The sequence below is a fragment of the Stenotrophomonas sp. VV52 genome (genome assembly GCF_002893095.1).
GTDB lineage: Bacteria > Pseudomonadota > Gammaproteobacteria > Xanthomonadales > Xanthomonadaceae > Stenotrophomonas > Stenotrophomonas aracearum.
The window spans coordinates 84,638-104,715 of the sequence record NZ_PKQQ01000002.1 but is presented as its reverse complement, the minus strand read 5'-3'; the positions used below and the strand labels follow the sequence as shown (position 1 = coordinate 104,715).

Genomic DNA, 20,078 nt, shown 5'->3' with positions numbered 1-20,078 from the left:
TTTGGGTTGGCGCGAAGAGCATCCACGCAGGGCGTGGATCTACCGGGGTGAATTACCTGCGAATTCGTTGATGGTCGGCGCGCAACGAAGAGCGGCCGGGCAGAGCCCGGCGCTACCGAGTCAGCGGGGCTGGGTACTGCCCTTCCAGGCGTCCAGGAACTGGCGGCGTTTCAGGCCATCCAGGTAGACCAGCAACCCCGGGCCCAGCAGGATCGGGCGGTAGCTGCGCCCCGGCGTCGGGCTGCGCTGGTTGGGGAGGATCGACATGAGCCTGGCTTCACGGGATAGCACCTGCTGGCCTCGTGGTGACAGCAGGTAATCGAGGAAGCGCCGTGCTTCGGTGGCGTTGTGGGCCGTGCGCGGAATCACGGCGGTGCGCAGGACTACCAGCGTGTAGTCCTCCGGCTCCACTATTCCCAGTGGGGCACCTGCATCAATCCGCGCCTGCGCGTACGAACCCAGCACGTTGTAGACCAGTGAGAGTTGGCCGCTGCTTACCTTGTCCAGCAACACACCCGTGCGCTCTTCCAGCTGCACCTGGTTGTCGCCGAGCGCGCCCAGCAATGCACCCGCCATGCTGCCGCGCTGGCCGTCCTGGGTGGCAAGCAGATACCCCACGCTGCTTCGTTCCACGTCGTACGTGCCCACCTTGCCGGCCAGCGGGGCATCCGGGGCGCGCAGCAGTTCCAGCAGCTGGCTGCGGGTGCGGGGGACGCGGGCGGCTGGCAGGGTGCGGGTGTTGTAGACCATCGCTACCGGTTCGTAGCTGATGCCGAAGGCTTCATGCCGCCACTGCGCCCACGCGGGCAGTGCTTCGGTCTGCGGGGAGCGGTGCGAGAGGGCGTAGCCGTCGTTGACCAGCTTGGCCTGCAGGTCCATGCCGCTGCTGATCAGCATGTCCGGGCCGTCGGGACGGTTCCGGTCGCGCAGGTACTGGGCGTACATGTCCTGGGTGATGACATCTTCGTATACAACCTCCGTGCCCGGGTACAGGCGCTGGTAGTCGGCGATGACGGTGCTGAAGACTTCGATGTCTGTCGAACCGTGGATGCGCAGTTCCGACGTGGCTGTGCCGTTGGCCGGGAAGCGCTGGATGTCGCCGGGTGCAGCCAGAGCATGGCCACTGATGAGCAGCAGGGCCATGCCCGACGGGCGCATCACCCGCGCGAGCGCGCCAGGAATGAGGGTAGTGCGCATCATGCGTGCAGCCTCGGCAAACGAATGGTGGCAACCAGCCCGCCGCCCGGGCGGTTGCTCAGGTCGATGTGGCCGCCGTGGCTATCCACTACGCGCTTGACGATGGCCAAGCCCAGCCCTGCCCCGCCCGCGGGGGCTTCTTCGCCGCGGGCGAAACGCTCGAAGACGCGCTCGGCGTCGCCGGGTGGAATGCCCGGGCCATGGTCGGCAATGGTGATGACGCAGTGCTGTGCTTCTTCGGTGAGCGCCACCTGCAGCGGGCCGTCGCCGCCGTATTTGATGGCGTTGTCGATCAGGTTCTTGATCGCTTCGCGCAGCAGCAGCGCGTCGCCCTGCACGCGGCTGGATGCCACACCTACGGCCAGCTGCACGCGCGGGGCCGGCAACGCCTGCGGCAGCGCTTCATGCAGCGCCTGGTGCACGGTTTCCACCATGTCCACCGGCGCGAAGCGCTGCAGGTTGGAACGGTGGATGACGCTGGCATCGCTGAGCAGCTGGTTGAGCAGGCGGCTCATGTGGGTGGCGTTGCGGTCGATGGCGACCAAACTGCGGTGCATGTCTTCGGGGTCTTCGTCGTCCAGTGCGAGCTGTGCCTGGGCGCGCAGCGCGGCCAACGGGGTGCGCATCTGGTGGGCGGCTTCGGCCATGAAGGCGCGCAGGGTTTCATTGCTGGTGGACAAGCGCGCCATGAAGCGATTCAAGGCGGCCACCATCTGGTCCATCTCGCGCGGCACGCGGGCGTCCAACGGGCTCAGGTCGGACGGCTCGCGCCGCGAGAGTTCGCGCTCCACCTTCACCAGCGGACGGAACGCGCGGTGTACGCCGAACGCGACCAGTGCCAACGACAGAAGCGAAAGAACCACAATGGCGATCAACGCACGGTTGACGATCTCCTGCGCCACCGCTTCGCGCGCCAAGCGGGTCTGTCCCACCTGCACCCGCACTTCAGCCTGGGCCGAGGGCGATGAAACGCGACGCGACACCACTACGAACCGAACGGTTTCCCCGCTGTACTGCGCATCGAACAACTGCGGTTCGTCGGTGGGCGTGCGTGGCGGCGGCGGCAGGTCCGGGTAACCAGTGACCGTGCGGCCCTTCGCGTCATAGACGCGGTAGAACACGCGATCATCCGGCGCCATCGCCAGCAGGTCGAGCGAGGCATAGGGAAGATCCACCTGCCACTGCGCATCCACCAGCGCCACCGAGTCGATGATGGACAAGGCGGACGACACCAGCAGATGGTCGTAGGACCGGTTGGCGGCACGCTGGCCGTAGTCGCGCGCGGCGAACAGCAACGCCACCGCGAACACCGCCAGCAGCACGCCCAGGTACAGGGTGAGCGTGCGCCGCAGCGAGCTGGGGGCGCGGGTTTCAGCCTTGGGCATCGGGCGCGCCGTCGATGGCTTCGAGCAGGTAGCCACTGCCGCGCACGGTGACGATGCGCAGCGGTGCGTCGGCCAACTTCTTTCGCAGGCGGCCGACGTAAAGCTCGATGGCATTAGGACCGGCCTCGTCGTCGAAGCCGAACAAGCCATTGCCGATCTCATCCTTGCCCACCACGTGGCCCAGCCGGCCCATCAGGATTTCCAGCAGGCGGTACTCACGGTTGGGCAGCTCGATCGGCTGCCCATCCAGGCTCACCCGATGCGAGGCGTTGTCGAACTGGAAGCCGCCAATCTGCACCACTTCGCTGGCCTGTCCGCGCGTGCGTCGCAGCAGCACGCGGCAGCGCGCCTCGAATTCGCGGAAGTCGAACGGCTTGCCCAGGTAATCATCCGCACCCACGTCCAGCGCCTGCACGCGGTCTTCAATGCCATCGCGCGCGGTCAGCATGAGTACGGGTGTGGCGTCGCCACGCTCGCGCATGCCGGCCAGCACGCGCAGGCCGTCGAGCTTGGGCAGGCCGATGTCCAGCACCACCAGGTCGAAACTCTGGTAGCGCAGCACGCTGGCGGCGGCCAGGCCGTCGCTCTGCCAATCCACCGCGTGGCCGCTGCGGCGCATGCGGCGAACGATGGCGTCGGCCAGGTCCGGATTGTCTTCGACCAGCAGGATGCGCATGGGGCAGGAATGGGGAACGTTGCGGGAATCCTAGCGCGAGCGGCGTGTTTCGTGGGTTGCGCTGCGCTGCAACAGGCGCCGACAGGTGGATGACAGCTTCCCCGCTCTAGGCTGCGCCATCGACAACCTGCGGGAATGCGCGGCCCCGGTGCCCTGCCCTCCCACGCCATGTACCTGGGAGGGTTCATGCACCACCAACTCCTGCGCTGCCGCGGGCTGGCCGCCTGCACCCTGCTGTTGGCCGCCGCCCCGCTCTGGGCCGCCGACGATACCGACGCCGACCGCCTGGTCACCGCCACCCTCGGCGGTCGCCTGCACCTGGATTTCGCCGACTTCGACAACGATTCGCGCGGCACTCCGAACAAGGACGACACCGAGATCCGCCGCGCCTGGCTGGATGTCTCGGGCAAGTTCTTCGTGGTGGACTACAAGCTGGAAGCGGACTTCTCCGGCGACCAGGTGGAAGCCAAGGACGTGTATGTCAGCCGCGACTTCAGCGGCGGCAAGCTCAGCATCGGCCAGTTCAAGCAGTTCTTCTCGCTGGACGACCGCACCGGTTCCAACTACGGCAGCTTCCTGGAGCGCGGCAATGCCGGCACCACGCTGGCGCCGCTGTACAGGCTGGGTGCCTCGTGGCAGGCCGCCAAGGACGACATGACCTGGGCGGCCAGCGCCTACAGCCTGGAAAGCATCGACGCATGGCAGGTGAAGGGCCGTGCGGCCGGCGGCCGTGCCACCTGGGCGCCGGGCGCCACCGCGGGCAACGTGCTGCACCTGGGCCTTTCGCTGGCGCACGAGCGCTACGACACCCCCGGCGCAAACGGCGTGCCGGCCCTGCGGATCCGCCCGCGCCCGGCCGGGCACCTCTCCGACAACAGCCGCCTGACGTTGATCGACTTCTCGGCTGGCCGCGACACCGACGTGAACAAGTGGTCGCTGGAGTACGCGCAGGTGCGTGGCCCGTTGAGCTGGCAGGGCGAGTTCAGTGGCGCCACCTTCGATGATGGCAGCCAGCGCGGCACGGTGCTGGCCGGCTACGGCATGCTCAGCTGGTTCGTGACCGGCGAGTCGCGCGGCTACGACCGCAAGACCGGTCGCTTCGCACGCATCAAGGACATCCGGCACAAGGCCGGCGCCTTCGAGCTGGCGCTGCGCTACGACCAGATGCGCGGCGAGCAGCACCTGTTCGGCCAGCCGGACCTGATCGACGCACGCACCGAGGCGTGGACGCTGGGCGGCAACTGGTACATGCGCCCGAACCTGCGCTTCATGCTGAACCTGATCGACAGCCGCAACCGCGATTACCTGGCGGCGGCCACCGTGGACCACACCCGCGCGGTCACCGGCCGCCTGCAGTTCGATTTCTAACCCCCCTTGCAAGGAAACCCGCAGATGATGCTGAGCATCCTCGGTTTTGGCATGGTCATTACGTTCATGTACTTGATCATGAGCAAACGACTGTCGCCGCTGGTCGCGCTGATCACCATTCCCATCCTGTTCGCGCTGGTGGGCGGGTTCGGTGCGGGTATCGACCAGATGATGCTCGACGGCATCAAGAAGATCGCGCCCACCGGCGTGATGCTGATGTTCGCCATCCTGTACTTCGGGGTGATGATCGACGCCGGCCTGTTCGATCCGCTGGTGCGGATCATCCTGCGCCTGGTCAAGGGCGACCCGATGAAGATCGTGCTCGGCACAGCGGCGCTGGCGATGCTGATCTCGCTGGATGGCGACGGCTCCACCACCTACATGATCACCGTCTCCGCCATGCTGCCGCTGTACCAGCGCCTGGGCATGAACGCGTTGAACATGACCTGCGTGACCATCCTGGCCGGCGGTGTGATGAACCTCACCCCGTGGGGCGGACCGACCGCACGCGCGGCCACGGCGCTGCACGTGGACCCGGCCGATGTGTTCGTGCCGCTGATTCCGGCGATGGTGCTGGCCTGTGCGTCGGTGCTGCTGCTGGCGTGGTACCTGGGCCTGAAGGAACGCCGCCGCCTGGGCGTGGTGAAGCTGCCGACGGGTGGCAGCTGGATGGATTCCAGCGTGTCAGACGACGGCTCGCTGCCCACCGTGGAAGATGCCGAAGACACCAAGCGCCCGAAGCTGCTGTGGGTGAACCTGGCCTTGACCCTGGCCCTGATGACCGCGCTGGTGATGGGCGTGCTGCCGATGCCGGTGCTGTTCATGGTCGGCTTTGCGATCGCACTGGTGATCAACTACCCGAACCTGGCCGAGCAGCGCCGCCGCGTGGTCAACCATGCCGGCAACGTGCTTTCGGTGGTGTCGCTGATCTTCGCAGCGGGCATCTTCACCGGCATCCTCAACAACACCGGCATGGTGGAGGCGATGTCGCGAAGCTTCCTGGCGGTCATTCCCGATGCCTGGGGCCCGTACCTGGCGGTGATCACCGCGCTGGCCTCGATGCCGTTCACCTTCTTCATGTCCAACGACGCCTTCTACTTCGGCGTGCTGCCGATCCTGTCCGAGGCGGCCGGCAACTACGGCATCACCCCCGTGGAAATGGCGCGCGCCTCGCTGGCCGGCCAGCCGGTGCATCTGCTCAGCCCGCTGGTTCCTTCGACCTACCTGCTGGTGGGCTTGGCCAAGGTTGAGTTCGCCGACCATCAGAAGTTCACCCTGAAATGGGCGGTGATGGTCTCACTGGTGCTGATGTTCGGCAGCCTGCTGTGCGCGCTGTATCCCTTCGCGGCCTGATCCTGGAGATATCGAGATGACCCTTCGCATTGCATACGTCACCAGCGGCATGGGCAGCGTGGGCACCGCCATCTGCCAGAAACTGGCCCGCAACGGCCATACGGTGGTGGCTGGCTGCGCACCGGATTCGCCACGCAAAGCCGCATGGCTGCGCGAACAGCGCGAGCTGGGCTTTGACTTCATCGCCTCCGAAGGCAACGCGGCCGACTGGCAGTCCACGGTGGCCGCCTTCGCCAAGGTGAAGGCCGAAGTCGGTGAGATCGACGTGCTGGTCAACAATGCGGGCGGCAGCCGCGACGTGCTGTTCCGGCAGATGAGCCAGGACGACTGGAACGCGGTGATGGGCTCGAACCTGCATGCGTTGTTCAACATCACCAAGCAGGTGATTGATGGCATGGCATCGCGCGGGTGGGGCCGGATCGTGAACATCGGCTCGGTGAGCGCGCACAAGGGCCAGATCGGCCAGGTGAACTTTGCCACCGCCAAGGCGGCGATGCATGGGTTCAGCCGGGCACTGGCCAATGAGGTGGCCACGCGTGGGGTGACGGTGAATACCATCTCGCCCGGGTATATCGCCAGCCAGTCGATCAGCAGCTTCCCGCCGGATGTGTTGGACCGCCTGGCCGGATCGGTGCCGATCCGGCGGTTGGGGAAGCCTGAAGAAGTGGCCAGCCTGTGTGCGTGGCTGGCTTCGGATGATGCCGCGTACGTCACTGGGGCGGATTATGCGGTGAACGGTGGGTTGCATATGTTCTGAGCGGTCACGCCCCGAACGGCCGGCCGCACCCGACCCTCGTAGTGCCGGCCGCTGGCCGGCTCCAGGCGGTATGTCGAACGAGACGTAGACCACGTGGAGCCGGCCGGCGGCCGGCACTACGTCAGAATTCCGCGCCGAAGGTCAGGAACAGTTGGCGCGGCGCGCTTGCATGAATCGCATACCGAGTTCCATTCGGGTCAGTCGGCGCAAACGAGCTCAGCTGCCCGGCATACCGCTTGTTGGTCAGGTTGGTCGCATTCAGCGCCACCTTGACGTCCCGCAGCCCCATGCCCGGCCCGAACGAGTACCCCATACCCGCATCAAACGTGGTCACGCCCGGTACCGACTGGTCGTTGGTATACGTGTAGTACCGCTTGCCGGTGTACTTGCCGCGCAGGCTGGCAAAGAAGCCATCCCGGTTCCAGCTGATCTCACTGGACACCATCTGCTGCGGCGTATCCACGGTGATCTTCCCGGCCACCGGCACCACTACACCGCCGGAGATGTAGTCATCTTCATAGGTGGTCTTGTTCCACGACACCGCGTTGTACCACTGCAGCCCTTCCACCGGCTTGAGGATGAAGGTCAGCTCCGCACCTTGGCTCTTCACCGAACCGACGTTGATGAAGCGCGTGATGCACTCCGGGCGGGTGCCCATCTCAATGCTGGTACACGGATTGAGCGATAGCAGGCGGTTGTCGAACATCACGTGGTAGGCCGCGATTGAGGCCTGGTACTTCTCGCCAAAGGTGCGGAAGCCTGCTTCCAGCGTCCGCGACTTCTCCGGCTCCAGATCATCCACGCTGGCCGCGAACGACTCCGGCGAGACCTGCAGCGGGCCGCCGCTGCCGCCACCGATGAAGGCAGCGATGTTCTCAGAGTAGGACGCGAACAGCTCATTCCTCGGACTGAGCTTGAAGCCGATACCTGCCTGCGGCAGCACCGATTCCTTCGCAGTGAGCGTGCCCGAGGCGTAGCTGGCCTCGGTGCCCGGCTTTGAAACTGCCGTCATGCGGGTGTTCGGGCTCTTGATACCCACATCCACGGTCAGGCGGTCATCCATGAAGCGCATGCGGTCCTGCACGTAGAACTGGCGCGTGCGGATGTCGTAGTCCTGGTCGAACAGGCGGCGGTTCGGGTAGTTCAGATAGCCGTCGTCCAGGAACGGGCCGGTGATGTAGTAGAAGTTGCGCTCCACGTTGTGGTCGTTGCGCTCGTACCACAGCCCCGCTTCCAGCTCGTGCAGGCCCCACTGCCAGCTCAGCGCGGCGGTGATGCCCTGCCGGTTGATGGTGTAGTTGGTGCTGCGGATGGAGATGGGCAGCGCCTGCGGCGTGCCCGGGTTGGACGGCTGGCCGGGTGCCCACCAGTGGCCCTGGCCGCGGTTCTCATGGTGGTAACCGAGCAGCTTCAGGCGGGCGGTGTCGCCCAGTGCGAAGTCGGCGTCGAGCGAGTACAGGTTGTCGTCGCGCAGCGCACGGCTCTGGTAGTACGCATCGTCGATGCTGTTGACGCCGCCGCTGAACTCACAGCGCTGCGCGTTGTACGTCGCCGGTGCGCAGTAGGCGGCCGCCAGGGCCCGGTCCCAGTCCGGTGCGTAGATGTTCCAGTCCCAGCCCAGGCCACGGGCGAGCATGCTCTTGGAGAGGTAAGCGTAGTTGGCCTGGCTGACCCGCGAGGTGGCCGCGAAGGCGCCAAAGCGATGGTCGCCCACCTGCCACACCGCCTTGGCGTTGAACTGGCGGGTAGTCTGGTTCTGGTTCGGCTCGGCCCACATGTCGGCGTCCTGGTGTACCCCGGAGACATAGGCCGAGAAGCCGTTGAGGTCGCCGGTGTCCACGCGCAGGTAGCCGCGCCGCTGGTTGTCATCGCCCACGGTGACGCTGGCACGCCCACCGAACTCGGTGGACGGGTCCTGCGAGAAGTACTGTATGGTGCCGCCCAGGTTGCTGGTGGAGGCCACGCCCAGCGAGCCGATGCCCTGCGAGAGCTCGGCGCCGGCCAGGTTCTCGGCGATCAGCGCACGCGCGATGCTCAGGCCGTTGTAGTTGCCGTAGCTGTTGTCGCCCAGCGGCAGGCCGTCGAGCGTGTAGCCCAAGCGGCTCTTGTCGAAGCCGCGCAGGCTGATGGTCTGGGATTCTTCGTTGGCGCCGAAGGCGTCGTTCGACTGCACCGACACGCCGGGCAGCCGGTCGAGGATCTTCTGTGCGCTGGTGCCAGGCGGCAACACCTGCTTGTCAGCGATGGTGATGCGCTGCACCTGACGGGTCTCGCCCTGGCCGATGACGGAGACGGCGTCCAGCGTGCGGGCGGTGGCAGCCGAGTCGACGCCAAGCGCGGCATCTACGTCGGCGGCATTTGCATTGGCAGCGCACAGCGCGATCGCCACGGCGATCGTCAGGGGTCGGTTGAGCATGAGGGTCCGTTGCAAGATGGAGATGGCCTGCGGGGTGCAGGTGCGTCGCCATGGTGCTAGCGGAAGATTAAAGGATTCTTACGTGCGAACTCGGGTGTTCCAAATTGCGACATTGATCAAGGAACGTTGAAACTGAGTCGGTCAGCGCGCCAGGTCGCGCGGTAAAAGCTCTATCCGCAGGTATTCCAAGTGATGTTGAAGAAGCTGCACCAGTTGCTCCTTTAGCAGACCAATGAGTGCATCTGTATTCACCAACATCGCGTGCGAGCCGTCTCGTCGAACATCGGAGACACCCTCAAGCCATCGAACTGAATCGCCCAGGCAGGCACCATCCTCACCGGATGTCCACTTTCGCCCACAAGCGGACATCGGCAACACCAAACTTCACGCGCAGGCCAGGCGTACTGCTATCTAGATGCGACATGCACCGCGGCATGCCGAGCTAGCTTATCCACCTGCTGAAGCGTCAAACCGACGATTGCTCGGCCGCGAAGAGCAATCGGACCAGATCCAATGGTTAGAGTGTTTGGCGAAATGGGTGCCGTGAAAGAGTGAAATCAGTCACGTACAGAGAACCTGCGGGCACTGAGCCAAGAATGTTCGCGCTAGGGTTGCTACCCTCCGTGTGGGGTCCAGGGCGATCCCACCACTCGGTTAATTATGGAGGAAACACCGATGATGCTTGCTCCGCTGGTTCTAGTTCTAGCTTCGGCCCACGGGCTTATGGCCGTGCCCCCAGGTGGGACGAACGCAGAAGCTGACGCCGCCGCTAAATCTTACATGGCTAATAGCGGTGTATCGCTGGAGGTGGCAAGAAGACGGCTGCAAATCGAGTCCGAACTTCCCCCCTATATTGACGCACTGCGGTCGCGCTATCGTGATCGAGTTGCGTTCATATCGGTTGAATCGTCCCCCGATCAACACATCCTTGTTGGGCTCAAGGGTGCTGCGATGGAGAGTCGACAACAAATCACTGTGTCAGGATCACTAGTTGGGGTGGAGTTCGAACCGGGCTACCTCTACACCGAGCAAGAGTTCAAGGCGGTGTTGAGCAAGTCCATTTCCAGAATCACGGAGTTGATACCGCGAGCCACCGGAATCATTGGTCGCCCCGAGCTCGGAATGATTCAAGTTCGAATAAGCGGCGGGGATGTTGACGAGTACAAGGATGCCGTCGAGGATATCCAACGTGCGACGAAGCTGAAGGTGGAACTTATCCCTGGCGCCTCAGTCCCGCGCAACCTGGCCTACACCGCCGGCGGCGGAATACTTCAAGCTAACGGCAGAACATGCACTACCGGCTTCGCCGTGATGCATAAGACAACACTGGAGAAGGGGATTATCACCGCAGCGCATTGCGACGATCAATTGATCTATAGCAACTACAGTCAGACCGTAGGTGGTCCGCAAGTGCTATTTCCCCTGAACTTCAAAAGCGGGATCATGGATGCCAACCATGACGTCCAGTGGCATGCGCTGCCCGCAGGAAACCCTGTTATCAGTTGGCGCCCAGAAACACGCGCTTGGCTAGTTTCCCATTTAATGCATGTAGCCAGCCGCCCTCGGACAATGCTCGCAGGGGGAGCGTCAGATGGGGTGCACGAGAGAAGTACCGGCGTCCACCAATGACGCGTATAAATGCCGGCGCATGTCTGCTTTCGGCCAAGAGCGGACATCCAAACGAACGGGTACAGCATTGCGCGTAGCGGCAACTCATTCCGCCGCCAGCTGATCCATCCGTATGCGATTGGCGAACAAGGAGAACGCCAGCATCCCCGCCAACCCATTCGCACGACTCACCCAGTGCGGCAACCAGCGCGGTGGCCGCAGGATGCCCTCTTCGAACAGCGGCGCAAAATCAATTGCATCGGTTAGCGACATCTTCCCCGCGAACAGCCAACGGCAATTCTGCAGGCGGTCCTCAGCCAGCATGTGACGGAAGAAGGTATGCACCGAGACCAGACCACGCAGGTAAACGGTGTCCTTCGTAAACGCCGCGCCACCCGTAGCCGGCACGCCACGGAACACGCGCTGCGCGGACGCAAAGCTCTCTTCGTTGCTCTGCCCCGCATCGCAGAAATAGCGGAACACCTGGATGAAGTCCGCGCCTTCGCGCGCCATCGCAATGGCTTCGGTACGCAGGCTGATGCGCTTGAGCCGCTCGATATCGATGCTGCCGGTGATCTGTTCGGCAAACGTCGCCAAGCCTTCCTGGGTAGCGGTCACGCGCGGCGAGGACAGCGCAAGACTGGGCAGGTGCGGCTGTTCACGCCCATTGAGCGCGGTAAGCGAATGCACCAGCGCTTCGTGATGGAAGAGTTGCGCACGGTCGTAGGCGCTGAAGCGCGCACTGGTGCGCAGGCGGATGCGGGTGGGACCGGCGGCCGCCTTGGAGATCAGTTCCGGGTCCAGCTGCACGCTGATGATGCGCGATTCGAAGAAGGCGTCCAGGTCGCTCTGCAATTGCAGCTGCAGCGCGGTCGCCGAAACCGGTACCTGCTCCTCCGGAGCCAGCAGCTCGTGATCCAGCTCCTGCGCGATCTGGATGAAATGCCGGGCCGCCTCGCGCGTGCTGGGGCCGTTGCCGGGCAACGGCTGCTCGGGTGATCCGAAGAGCTCTACCGAATAGCGGTCCACTTCAGCGGTACCCAGCGATTCCAGCAGGCCGGCGGCCAGGTCCCAGCTGTGGGCCGAACGCTGGATGTACAGCCCCAGCGGGTGGCTGAGGTCGCACTGGGCGCTGAGCGCGGCCAGTTCGCGGCGGGTGTCGGTGAAATCGAGCTTTGGATATTCCAGCACCGGCAGTACCGGTTGCCCACGCGCAACACTGGCGAGAAACGGGGCCTGGAGCGCGGCTGGCCAGCTGGTCAACGTCAGCAGGCGGATGCCGCCAACCGCCTCCACCAGCCGGGCGTCCAGCGCCGTGTGGTGGGCTACGTCACGGTCCATGGTCATGGGCGCGCTGTTCATACAGAGACAGTAGCAGGGTCGGCGCGGGGTGGGCAGGGTACGCGGGCGGCTCGTGCGTCCGGACGGGCGCACTCCGTGCGGGAAGCGTCAGCTCTGGGGCACCAGCTTCCGGTCAAGGTCCGGCCTTCAGGGCCTTGCTACGCGGGGCGCCGCTTGCCAAAGAGGGCTGGATCGAGCGCGATGGCGTGCCTTACCAGGTGGTCAGAGAGCCCATTGATGGGATATTCGACGGCACCGTCACTTTCCAGACCTTCGTGCACAGCCCCAAAGCCGACTCCATCAAGAAGATGCGCGAAGAGTCCCTGTGCGCAGGAACTAACGGGCAGTCCGCGCCCGGCGTGACGGAGCTCATCAACCGCGTTGAAGACATGCTGGCGGCCGAGCCAGACAGAGCTGAGGCCGGCACCTTCGATGTGGAGCGGTGGGTGGGCGACTGGATCCAGCGGCCGCAGCCGGCCCTGGGCGGTCGGGCCCCGGCCGAGGTAATGGACACCCCCGCCGGTCGCGACTCGGTCATGCGGCTATTGAGCGCCATCCAAAGCGGCGCCTACCAATGACGCCAGGCGTTACCGCTTCTTGGTCGGGCGCCACTGGGCGCCCTTGCTCACGTGCTTGCGTTCAATCGCCTGCTGCGCCTGGCGCACTGCCAGCTTGGCAGCGGCCGCCGCCACTTCTTCCTTCAGCTTGAAGTAGTTCAGCAGCCGCTCTTCGTCCAGCTCGCCGGAGTCGATGGCCGCGCGCACGGCGCAGCCGGGCTCGCGCTGGTGGGCGCAGTCGCGGAAGCGGCACTGTTCGGCCAGCGCTTCGACGTCGGCAAAGCCCACTTCGCCCAGCGCTTCTTCACCGGTGGGCTTGAGCTCGCGCATGCCGGGGGTGTCGATCAGGCAGGCGCCGGAGGGCATTGGAATCAGCGCGCGGTGGGTGGTGGTGTGGCGGCCCTTGGAGTCGTTGCCGCGCACTTCGGCGGTCTTCATCAGCTCGTAGCCGAGCAGCGTATTGGTCAGGGTCGACTTGCCGGTGCCGGAGGAACCGACCAGGACCACGGTCTGGCCGGCGCCCAGCCATGGCAGAAGCGCGCTGGCGCTGGCCGGGTCGCGGCCGTTGATGGCCAGCAGCGGGATGTCCTGTGCAGCCAGCTCTTCGAGCACGGCCAGGGCATCTTCGCTGTATTCGGTCTGGTCGGCCTTGGTCAGCACCACCACCGGGCGCGCGCCACCGCCGCCGACCAGCATCAGGTAGCGCTCGATCCGGCGCGGGTTGAAGTCCGAATCCAGCCCGCAGACGATGAACACGGTATCGATGTTGGCCGCGATCACCTGCTGGTGGTAATGCTCGCCCGCTGCACCGCGCTTGATTGCGGTACGGCGGGGCAGCAGCGCCACGATCAGGTTGCCTTCCAGCAGCACCCAGTCGCCCACCGCCGCACGTTCGTGGCTGGGGAAGCGCGGGCGCTGCCATTCGGCGGGCGATTCGGTCTTGATCGCCGCGCCCGGGGCGTCGGCCACCACGTAGCCGGTCCGGTGCTGTTCGACCACCCGGCCCGGGCGGGCCTGCGGGTGGGCGTCGAACAGGGCCTGCCAGGCCGGCAGCTCGGGGGCGCCTGCCCAGGGCCAGCCCATGGTCTGCAGGGCGCGGAAGTCGATCGGTTCGCTCATGGCCCCATTCTAGGCGAAGGGCTGCAACCGCACCGCAGCATTTCCGCTACCATGCGATTTCCATGCCCGAAACCACGGCCCAGTCATGTCAACGCCCCCGCTGAAGCCGCTTGCTACCCGCGAGCGCCTGTCCGAAGTCCGCTACGAGATCCGGGGCGAACTGGCGCGGCGAGCGCGGGAGCTGGAGGCACAGGGGCGCAAGCTGATCAAGCTGAACATCGGCAACCCGGGCAACTTCGGGTTCCGCGCGCCGGAGCACCTGCAGCGCGCCATTGCCGACGACATGGGCCGCACCGACCCCTACACCCACCAGCAGGGCCTGCCCGAGGCACGCGAGGCGATTGCCGCCGCGTATGCCCGCCGTGGCGCCCCCGACGCGCACCCGGACCGGGTGTTCATCGGCAACGGGGTGAGCGAGCTGATCGACCTGTCGCTGCGCGCCCTGCTCAACCCCGGCGACGAAGTGCTTGTGCCCTCGCCCGACTACCCGCTGTGGTCGGCGGCGACCATCCTCAACGACGGCCGCCCGGTGTACTACCGCTGCGCGCCGGAGAACAACTTCCAGCCGGACCCGGTGGAGATCGAATCGCTGGTGTCCTCGCGCACCCGCGCGATCGTGCTGATCAACCCGAACAACCCCAGCGGCGCCAGCTACCCGCGCGAGCTGCTGGAGCGCATTGTCGCCGTTGCGGCCAAGCACAACCTGCTGCTGATGGTCGATGAGATCTACGACCAGATCCTGTACGACGGCGCGCAGTTCCAGCCGGTGGCCCCACTGGCCGGCGAGCACCCGTGCATCACCTTCAGCGGCCTGAGCAAGGTGCATCGCGCCTGCGGCTGGCGCGTGGGCTGGGCGATGCTGTCCGGCGCCGCCGAGCGCCTGGGCGAGTTCCGCGCGGCGATGGACCTGCTCAGCGCGCTGCGCCTGTGTGCGAACGTGCCGGGCCAGTACGCCATCGATGCGGCGGTGAACGGGCCGGACACGGTGTCGGTGCTGTGCGCGCCCGGTGGCCGCCTGTATGAAACCCGGCGTGCGGTGATCGAGGCCTGCAACGCCAGCGAGCACCTTTCGCTGGTGGCGCCGGCCGGTGCGCTGTATGCGTTCCCGGCGGTGGTGGGCGACGCGGCGCGCAGTTTCGACGACCACGATTTCGCACTCGACCTGATGAACCAGGAAGGCGTGCTGGTGGTGCCGGGCTCGAGCTTCAACGTGCCCTACCGCCACCACTTCCGCGTGACCCTGCTGCCGGAGGCCGAGGTGATGCGCGATGTGTTCGCGCGCATCGACCGGGCGCTGGCGCGCCGCGCTGAAGCCAATACCAAGGTAGTGCCCCTCAAGCCGCGCAGTGCGGTGGCCTGAGGTGGCGGTTTCCTACCTGGCGCTGGGCGATTCGTACACCATCGGTGAAGGCGTGGCCCCGGCGGGGCGTTGGCCGGTGCAGCTGGCCACGGCGCTGCAGGAGGCCGGTCACGTGGTGGCCGAGCCGCAGATCATCGCCACCACCGGCTGGACCACCGACGAGCTGGATGCAGGCATCGATGCCGCCGCACCGCAGGGTCCGTTCGGCTTCGTCAGCCTGCTGATCGGGGTCAACGACCAGTATCGCGGACGCAGCGTGGACGACTACCGCCCGCGCTTCACCGCGCTGCTGCAGCGCGCGATCGCGTTTGCTGAAGACCGCCCCAAGCGCGTGCTGGTGCTGTCGATTCCGGACTGGGGTGTGACTCCATTCGCACGAGACAACAAGCGTGATCCCGCGCAGATCGCACGCGAGCTGGACGCCTACAATGCCGCCGCGAAGGCGATCTGCGCCGACCATGGCGTGGCCTTCGTGGACATCACGCCCGTCAGCCGCGAACGCGGTGCCGAACCGGCGATGCTGGTCGAAGACGGCCTGCATCCGTCCGCCGCGATGTACACCGAATGGACGCGCCTGGCCTTGCCAGTGGCGCGCAACCTCTTGGACAACGGAGCAGCACGCTGAGCACGGACGCATCACCACTGGCCAGGAAACAGGCCCACCGCATCGCCGAGGCGTACCGCCCGGCGCACCGCTTCGGCAACCGCCGCGATTACTACTACAGCCGCGGCAAGCTCGGCAGCGACCCGCTGTACCCGGGCGTGCTGGCGGCGCTGGCACCGTGTTCGCGCCCGCTGCTGGACATCGGCTGCGGGCTGGGCCTGCTGGCCCATGTGCTGCGCCAGCATGACCGCAGCCAGCCGTATCTGGGCGTGGATATCGATGCCGACAAGATTGCCCGCGCGCAGCGCGCCGGTGCGCGTGCGGCGCTGGCCGAGGCGCGTTTCGACTGCGTGGACGCCAGTGCTGCCCTGCCCGACCACCACGGCAGCGTGGCCCTGCTGGATGTGCTGCAGTACCTGCCGGCCGAGGCCCAACCGGTGTTGCTGCGCGATGCAGCAGCGCGCGTTGCGCCCGGTGGCCGACTGGTGATCCGCACCACGCTGGCCGACAACAGCGGCCGCGACCGCACCACCCGCGTCACCGACATGCTGGCCCATCTGGTGGGCTGGATGGGCACGCGCCCGCGCCATTATCCGGACGCAGCCAGCGTGCGTGCACCGCTGGAAGCGGCCGGGCTGCAGCTGCAGATGACGCCGCTGTATGGCAATACGCCGTTCAACAACTGGTTGGTGGTTGCCGTGCGCGGGGAGATCGCATGACCAGGACCGGGCCCCGCCATTCCGCGCTGGGTGTTGCCGCACTGGTGGTGAGCCTGGTGGCCCTGGTGCTGTTTGCGGTCACCGCGCACGTAGCGCACCTGCCCCGCTACGCGGACATGCAGGACGTGCCGGTCGCGGTGCTGGTGATGCTGTTCGTCAGCCTGGGCGTGACCATCGTGGGCCTGCTGCTGGGCATCGGCTGCGCGCTGCAGCACCAGCGCCGCCGGGTCACCGGCGTGCTGGCGCTGGGCCTGTCGATCACCCTGCTGTGGGCGCAGGCCTCGCTGGGCAGCTGGGTTCACCAGCAGTGGGAGCAGGCGCATCCGGCAGCACTGCCTGCAGACCGCGCTTCTGCATCGCCTGCAACACCGCTTCAATGATCGCGAGGTTGTGACCGTGCGCAGCGCCTTCATGCAGCAGCACGATCGCGCCGGGTTTCAGGTCAGTCACAACGCGGTCAACGACCTGCTGCGGCTGGCAGTCCACGCCGTCGAAGCCGCGCGCGCTCCAGCCGACCCGGGTCAGGTCCCAGCGCTTCAGCGCCGGGGCGACGAACGGGTTGGTCATGCCTACCACCGAGCGGTACCAGCGCGGCGGGCTGCCGGCGATGTCGGTCAGGGTCTGCTGGCAGCGGGCGATTTCGTCGGCCATCGTCGCCGGGCCCAGCCGCCAGAACCGGGTCTGCGGGTGGCTGTGGCTGTGGTTGCCCAGGTCATGGCCACGCGCCAGCACCTGGCGCACCAGTGCCGGCTGGGCGGCGGCGCGCTCGCCGACCATGAAGAAGGTGGCCTTGGCCTGGTAGCGGTCGAGCAGGTCCAGCACCGCCGGGGTCTCGGCCGAAGGGCCGTCATCGAGGGTCAGCCATACGTGCGGCGCCGGCCCGGGCAGGCGGCTCAGCACCGGCGCGTAGAAACGGCTGTTGGGCAGGAACACCGGCACCATGAACAGCGCGTGCGAGGCCACCATCAGCGGCAGGCCGACGGCCCAGCCCCAGGCCCACCAGGCCAGTACCACCAGCATCTGGGAGGCCACCAGCCAGGGGAGCCAGCGCCACGGGCGGCGGGGAATGCGATGCAACGTTTCCGGGACAGTCATGCCCCATGATGCCATGCGGCGTAGAATGAGCGGTTCGAAACTCCGGACCCTGAACGCCATGTCCCTTGATCCCGCCCTGCGCTCGCGCATCGAATCCATCCTCACCGCCAACCGCGTCGTGCTGTTCATGAAGGGCCAGCCGACCATGCCGCAGTGCGGGTTCTCGGCCAAGGCCGTGGGCGCGCTGCAGGACCTGGGCGTGGAGTTCGCCCACGTCAACGTGCTGGCCGACGCCGAGATCCGCGAAGGCATCAAGGCCTACGGCGACTGGCCGACGATCCCGCAGCTGTACATCGAAGGCGAACTGGTTGGCGGCAGCGACATCATCCTGCAGATGGCCAGCAGCGGTGAGCTGAGCAGCGTGCTCGGCCTGGCCGCCCCGGACCGCACCCCGCCGCGCATCACCGTGACCCCGGCCGCCGTGGAAATGCTGCGCGGCGCGCTGGCCGACGCCCCCGGCGCCGCCCTGCAGCTGGGCATCGACGCGCAGTTCCAGCCGAACTTCCAGCTGGCCCCGCACGACGACAACGCCATCGCTGCCGAGTCCAACGGCCTGCGCGTGCAGTTCGACCTGGCCAGCGCGCGCCGCGCCGAAGGCATCACCATCGACTGGGTGGACGACATCCGCGGCAAGGGCCTGGCCATCGACAACCCGAACGCGCCGAAGGCCGTGCAGGAGCTGTCGGTGCGCGACGCCGACGACCAGCGCCGCGCCGGCAGCGTGACCATCGTGGACGTGCGCCCGGCCGACGAGCGCGCCATCGCCGCCATCGACGGTGCGTTCGAAACCTTCGACGGCGATAACCGCGCCCGCCTGGAAGCCCTGCCCAAGGACACCCCGCTGGCCTTCCTGTGCCACCACGGTGGCCGCAGCGCGCAGGCCGCCGAGCAGTTCCGTGCGCTGGGCTTCAGCAAGGTTTACAACATCACCGGCGGCATCGACGCCTGGTCGGATGCGGTGGACAACAGCGTGCCGAAGTATTGATCGCACAACGCGGAAAAAAAACGCCGGCAGTGCCGGCGTTTTTTTTGGGCGATCCGCCGCAGCGTAGTGACACGCCATGCGTGTCAACGCGCCAACGAATCAGCCGGCAAACCCACCCTCAGCCAGGAAATCCAGTTCCTCCGCCGTAGGCATCCGCCCAAGCACCGCATTCCGATGCGGAAACCGCCCGAAGCGCCGGATGATGTCGCGGTGCAGCTCGGCGTACTGCAGGTACTCCTTGTCGCCGAGCACATCGAACATCGCCACGGACCGCTCCTGGTCCTGCGGATCTTCCGAATGTTCGAACGGCAGGTAGATGAAAGCGCGCAGCTTCGGCACCAGTTCCAGGTCCAGCCCCTCTTCCACCGCGCGCATGGCGTAGTGGCGGGCCAGCCCGTCGGTGGCGTAGGAATGGGCGGTGTCGCGGAAGCAGTTGCGGGGGAACTGGTCGAGCAGGATCATCAGCGCCAGCGCGCCCTCGGACGTGGCCAGCCAATGCTCACGCGCACGCTTTGCCGCCGCGAAGTGCTCCTCCTGGAACATCTCGCGGAAACGCGCATCGAACGCGTCATCGCGCGCGAACCATTTCTCCGGTCCCGCGTCGCGCCAGAACTCCACGATGTTTGCCGCCACGTCCATTCACTGCCCCTGCGGGCGGCGCGCCATCCCGGCGTCCACCCCTGCCAATGCCATCACTCGTCAAAGCGCAGGTGTCGGACCGACTTGCCGTTGCGCCGTATAAGCTTAAGCGCCTCGATGCCGATCTGGATATGGTTTTCGACGAACTGCGAGCTGACCTTGGCGTCGGACGCCTCGGTCTTGACCCCGTCCGGGATCATCGGCTGGTCCGAGACCAGCAGCAGCGCCCCGATCGGGATGTGGTTGGCGAAACCGGCCGCGAACAGGGTGGCCGTTTCCATGTCGATGGCCATGCAGCGCATCAGCCGCAGGCGCTCCTTGAACGCCTCGTCGTGCTCCCAGACCCGCCGGTTGGTGGTGTAGACGGTGCCGGTCCAGTAGTCGTGGCCGAGGTCGCGGATGGTGGTGGACACCGCCCGCTGCAGCGCGAAGGCCGGCAGCGCCGGCACTTCCGGCGGCAGGTAGTCACTGGAGGTACCCTCACCGCGGATCGCGGCGATCGGCAGGATCAGGTCGCCCAGCTGGTTCTTGCGCTTCAGCCCCCCGCACTTGCCGAGGAACAGCACCGCCTTGGGCATCACCGCCGAGAGCAGGTCCATCACGATGGCCGCGTTGGGGCTGCCCATGCCGAAGTTGATGAGCGTGATGCCGTCGTGGGTCACGCTCGCCATCGGCCGGTCCAGGCCCTGCACCGGCGCGCCGGTGAGGTGGGAAAACACGTGCAGGTAGCCACTGAAGTTGGTCAGCAGCACGTGCGGGCCGAACTGGTCCAAGGGCACGCCGGTGTAGCGCGGCAGCCAGTTCTCGACGATTTCCTGCTTGTTCTTCATTGCCCGGTTCCGTTCCGCCTCTGTATTCGTGGGCCAATTGTCATGGGCTTGAACGAATAAGCAAGCCGG

18 protein-coding genes are annotated in these 20,078 nt (G+C 66.2%); 9 read left to right on the top strand and 9 right to left on the bottom strand.

Going from position 1 to position 20,078, the window contains the following annotated elements; all coding sequences use genetic code 11:
* Positions 1-120 precede the first annotated feature (120 nt).
* Genes C2U58_RS06515 through C2U58_RS06505 form a run of 3 tightly spaced genes read right to left on the bottom strand, consistent with a single transcriptional unit; the run spans position 121 to position 3,258 of the window.
* On the bottom strand, positions 121-1,158 hold the full coding sequence (locus tag C2U58_RS06515) for an ABC transporter substrate-binding protein (RefSeq protein ID WP_102945103.1): 1,038 nt from the start codon (positions 1,156-1,158) through the stop codon (positions 121-123).
* A gap of 38 nt (positions 1,159-1,196) precedes the next feature.
* Entirely contained in the window at positions 1,197-2,582 is a 1,386-nt protein-coding gene (locus C2U58_RS06510; RefSeq protein WP_102945102.1) for a sensor histidine kinase, read from the bottom strand.
* Positions 2,569-3,258 (bottom strand): response regulator transcription factor, encoded by a 690-nt coding sequence (locus tag C2U58_RS06505; RefSeq protein ID WP_102945101.1) that lies wholly within the window; start codon positions 3,256-3,258, stop codon positions 2,569-2,571. The genes C2U58_RS06510 and C2U58_RS06505 overlap by 14 nt, the downstream gene beginning before the upstream one ends.
* 186 nt (positions 3,259-3,444) lie before the next feature.
* Here C2U58_RS06505 and C2U58_RS06500 point away from each other — a divergent pair, with 186 nt between their 5' ends.
* From C2U58_RS06500 to phbB, 3 genes are read left to right on the top strand one after another with little or no spacing between them, the layout of a single operon-like run.
* Complete coding sequence (locus C2U58_RS06500) at positions 3,445-4,626, top strand: porin (RefSeq protein WP_253256679.1); 1,182 nt, start codon at positions 3,445-3,447, stop codon at positions 4,624-4,626.
* A gap of 27 nt (positions 4,627-4,653) precedes the next feature.
* Positions 4,654-5,979 carry a CitMHS family transporter gene (locus tag C2U58_RS06495; protein ID WP_102945441.1) on the top strand — a complete coding sequence of 442 codons (1,326 nt, stop codon included), beginning with the start codon at positions 4,654-4,656 and terminating at the stop codon, positions 5,977-5,979.
* A 16-nt stretch (positions 5,980-5,995) separates the two neighbouring features.
* The gene (gene phbB / locus C2U58_RS06490) at positions 5,996-6,736 is read left to right on the top strand and encodes an acetoacetyl-CoA reductase (protein WP_102945099.1); all 741 of its coding nucleotides are present in this window, start codon (positions 5,996-5,998) and stop codon (positions 6,734-6,736) included.
* 121 nt (positions 6,737-6,857) lie between these two features.
* Here the strand turns inward: phbB and C2U58_RS06485 are convergent, their stop codons facing one another.
* Positions 6,858-9,152 carry a TonB-dependent receptor gene (locus C2U58_RS06485; protein WP_102945098.1) on the bottom strand — a complete coding sequence of 765 codons (2,295 nt, stop codon included), beginning with the start codon at positions 9,150-9,152 and terminating at the stop codon, positions 6,858-6,860.
* 675 nt (positions 9,153-9,827) lie between these two features.
* On the opposite strand from C2U58_RS06485, the gene C2U58_RS06480 reads away from it, so the two are divergent.
* Entirely contained in the window at positions 9,828-10,781 is a 954-nt protein-coding gene (locus C2U58_RS06480; RefSeq protein WP_172448093.1) for a hypothetical protein, read from the top strand.
* An 84-nt stretch (positions 10,782-10,865) separates the two neighbouring features.
* On the opposite strand, the gene C2U58_RS06475 is transcribed toward C2U58_RS06480, so the two are convergent.
* Entirely contained in the window at positions 10,866-12,107 is a 1,242-nt protein-coding gene (locus C2U58_RS06475; protein WP_102945096.1) for a flavohemoglobin expression-modulating QEGLA motif protein, read from the bottom strand.
* A gap of 200 nt (positions 12,108-12,307) precedes the next feature.
* Here C2U58_RS06475 and C2U58_RS06470 point away from each other — a divergent pair, with 200 nt between their 5' ends.
* On the top strand, positions 12,308-12,679 hold the full coding sequence (locus tag C2U58_RS06470; RefSeq protein WP_216362391.1) for an MbcA/ParS/Xre antitoxin family protein: 372 nt from the start codon (positions 12,308-12,310) through the stop codon (positions 12,677-12,679).
* A 9-nt stretch (positions 12,680-12,688) separates the two neighbouring features.
* On the opposite strand, the gene rsgA is transcribed toward C2U58_RS06470, so the two are convergent.
* Positions 12,689-13,777 (bottom strand): ribosome small subunit-dependent GTPase A, encoded by a 1,089-nt coding sequence (gene rsgA / locus C2U58_RS06465; RefSeq protein ID WP_102945095.1) that lies wholly within the window; start codon positions 13,775-13,777, stop codon positions 12,689-12,691.
* 85 nt (positions 13,778-13,862) lie between these two features.
* On the opposite strand from rsgA, the gene C2U58_RS06460 reads away from it, so the two are divergent.
* The 3 genes from C2U58_RS06460 to C2U58_RS06450 are packed head-to-tail and all read left to right on the top strand — an operon-like array spanning position 13,863 to position 16,460.
* Positions 13,863-15,137: a pyridoxal phosphate-dependent aminotransferase gene (locus tag C2U58_RS06460; RefSeq protein ID WP_102945094.1), complete on the top strand. Its 1,275-nt coding sequence runs from the start codon at positions 13,863-13,865 to the stop codon at positions 15,135-15,137.
* Position 15,138: 1 nt separating this feature from the next.
* Complete coding sequence (locus C2U58_RS06455; RefSeq protein WP_102945093.1) at positions 15,139-15,762, top strand: SGNH/GDSL hydrolase family protein; 624 nt, start codon at positions 15,139-15,141, stop codon at positions 15,760-15,762.
* The gene (locus tag C2U58_RS06450; RefSeq protein ID WP_102945092.1) at positions 15,702-16,460 is read left to right on the top strand and encodes a methyltransferase domain-containing protein; all 759 of its coding nucleotides are present in this window, start codon (positions 15,702-15,704) and stop codon (positions 16,458-16,460) included. Before C2U58_RS06455 ends, C2U58_RS06450 begins: the two co-directional genes overlap by 61 nt.
* Positions 16,461-16,718: 258 nt before the next feature.
* On the opposite strand, the gene C2U58_RS06445 is transcribed toward C2U58_RS06450, so the two are convergent.
* Positions 16,719-17,555, bottom strand: a complete 837-nt coding sequence (locus C2U58_RS06445; protein WP_102945091.1) for a polysaccharide deacetylase family protein — start codon at positions 17,553-17,555, stop codon at positions 16,719-16,721.
* Between the two features lie 58 nt (positions 17,556-17,613).
* Here C2U58_RS06445 and grxD point away from each other — a divergent pair, with 58 nt between their 5' ends.
* Positions 17,614-18,540: a Grx4 family monothiol glutaredoxin gene (gene grxD, locus C2U58_RS06440; RefSeq protein ID WP_102945439.1), complete on the top strand. Its 927-nt coding sequence runs from the start codon at positions 17,614-17,616 to the stop codon at positions 18,538-18,540.
* 99 nt (positions 18,541-18,639) lie between these two features.
* Here grxD and C2U58_RS06435 read toward each other — a convergent pair whose 3' ends face one another.
* Together C2U58_RS06435 and C2U58_RS06430 are read right to left on the bottom strand one after the other, a co-directional pair.
* Positions 18,640-19,179, bottom strand: a complete 540-nt coding sequence (locus tag C2U58_RS06435; protein WP_102945090.1) for a DUF924 family protein — start codon at positions 19,177-19,179, stop codon at positions 18,640-18,642.
* Positions 19,180-19,232: 53 nt separating this feature from the next.
* Positions 19,233-20,009, bottom strand: a complete 777-nt coding sequence (locus tag C2U58_RS06430; protein WP_102945089.1) for an AMP nucleosidase — start codon at positions 20,007-20,009, stop codon at positions 19,233-19,235.
* Positions 20,010-20,078: the final 69 nt, after the last annotated feature.

Bases quoted from the DNA above. Each gene is read 5' to 3' on its own strand.
- C2U58_RS06515 (WP_102945103.1), bottom strand. From the start codon at position 1,158: ATGCGCCCGTCGGGCATGGCCCTGCTGCTCATCAGTGGCCATGCTCTG.
- C2U58_RS06510 (WP_102945102.1), bottom strand. From the start codon at position 2,582: ATGCCCAAGGCTGAAACCCGCGCCCCCAGCTCGCTGCGGCGCACGCTC.
- C2U58_RS06505 (WP_102945101.1), bottom strand. From the start codon at position 3,258: ATGCGCATCCTGCTGGTCGAAGACAATCCGGACCTGGCCGACGCCATC.
- C2U58_RS06500 (WP_253256679.1), top strand. From the start codon at position 3,445: ATGCACCACCAACTCCTGCGCTGCCGCGGGCTGGCCGCCTGCACCCTG.
- C2U58_RS06495 (WP_102945441.1), top strand. From the start codon at position 4,654: ATGCTGAGCATCCTCGGTTTTGGCATGGTCATTACGTTCATGTACTTG.
- phbB (WP_102945099.1), top strand. From the start codon at position 5,996: ATGACCCTTCGCATTGCATACGTCACCAGCGGCATGGGCAGCGTGGGC.
- C2U58_RS06485 (WP_102945098.1), bottom strand. From the start codon at position 9,152: ATGCTCAACCGACCCCTGACGATCGCCGTGGCGATCGCGCTGTGCGCT.
- C2U58_RS06480 (WP_172448093.1), top strand. From the start codon at position 9,828: ATGATGCTTGCTCCGCTGGTTCTAGTTCTAGCTTCGGCCCACGGGCTT.
- C2U58_RS06475 (WP_102945096.1), bottom strand. From the start codon at position 12,107: ATGACCATGGACCGTGACGTAGCCCACCACACGGCGCTGGACGCCCGG.
- rsgA (WP_102945095.1), bottom strand. From the start codon at position 13,777: ATGAGCGAACCGATCGACTTCCGCGCCCTGCAGACCATGGGCTGGCCC.
- C2U58_RS06460 (WP_102945094.1), top strand. From the start codon at position 13,863: ATGTCAACGCCCCCGCTGAAGCCGCTTGCTACCCGCGAGCGCCTGTCC.
- C2U58_RS06450 (WP_102945092.1), top strand. From the start codon at position 15,702: ATGGACGCGCCTGGCCTTGCCAGTGGCGCGCAACCTCTTGGACAACGG.
- C2U58_RS06445 (WP_102945091.1), bottom strand. From the start codon at position 17,555: ATGACTGTCCCGGAAACGTTGCATCGCATTCCCCGCCGCCCGTGGCGC.
- grxD (WP_102945439.1), top strand. From the start codon at position 17,614: ATGTCCCTTGATCCCGCCCTGCGCTCGCGCATCGAATCCATCCTCACC.
- C2U58_RS06435 (WP_102945090.1), bottom strand. From the start codon at position 19,179: ATGGACGTGGCGGCAAACATCGTGGAGTTCTGGCGCGACGCGGGACCG.
- C2U58_RS06430 (WP_102945089.1), bottom strand. From the start codon at position 20,009: ATGAAGAACAAGCAGGAAATCGTCGAGAACTGGCTGCCGCGCTACACC.